Here is a 784-nt window from a genome sequence, read left to right as displayed (position 1 = left end):
GCGGCGCTATCATAAAGCGCAAGACGCGGCGTTGGTGCCGTTGATCACCACGCTGGTGGCGGCGCGCCCGACCTACGGCTACCGTCGGATCACGGCGATCCTGAACCGCAAGCTTCGCGCGGAGGGCCTGACGCCAGTCAATCACAAGCGGGTCTACCGGATCATGCAGGCCCACAACCTTCTGCTGGCGCGGAAATACTCCGAGCGCCCCGAGCATGTTCACGACGGCAAGGTGATCGTCATGCGCTCCAACCTGCGTTGGTGTTCCGACGGGTTCGAGTTCACCTGCTGGAACGGCGACATCGTGCGTGGTGCATTCATCATCGATGCCCACGACCGCGAGATCATAGCCTGGCGGGCGGTCGTGAACGGCGGGATCAGCGGTTCCGACATCCGTGACATCATGCTCGAGGCCGTGGAACGCCGCTTTGACGGTCACCGCGCGCCGTCAGTGATCGAGATGCTGTCCGACAACGGATCGCCTTACATCGCCAAGGACACGCGGATCTTCGCCCGCCAGTTGGGTCTGAAGCCCTGCTTCACGCCGATTCAAAGCCCGCAGAGCAACGGTATCTCGGAGGCTTTCGTGAAGACCCTGAAACGCGACTACGTCCAGGTGACACCGTTGCCAGACGCACAGACCGTTCTCGGATTGATCGGAGGCTGGATCGAGGACTACAACGAAAACCACCCGCACTCAGGGCTGAAAATGCGCTCGCCCCGCGAGTTCATCGCAGCTGAAACCGCAACCGCCTGAGTGTCCGGTGAAATGGGGGCAAGACCA

At 61.9% G+C, this 784-nt stretch carries 1 protein-coding gene; it reads left to right on the top strand.

What is annotated here, in order from left to right; all coding sequences use genetic code 11:
- A partial coding sequence (locus tag ACLJK8_RS23015; RefSeq protein ID WP_413152710.1) for an IS3 family transposase occupies positions 1-757 on the top strand: 757 nt, incomplete at its 5' end.
- Between the last annotated feature and the right edge of the window lie 27 nt (positions 758-784).

Origin of the sequence: Amaricoccus sp. W119, assembly GCF_047275745.1 — a bacterium.
Lineage (GTDB): Bacteria > Pseudomonadota > Alphaproteobacteria > Rhodobacterales > Rhodobacteraceae > Amaricoccus.
This window is presented reverse-complemented; position numbering and strand designations above follow the sequence as displayed.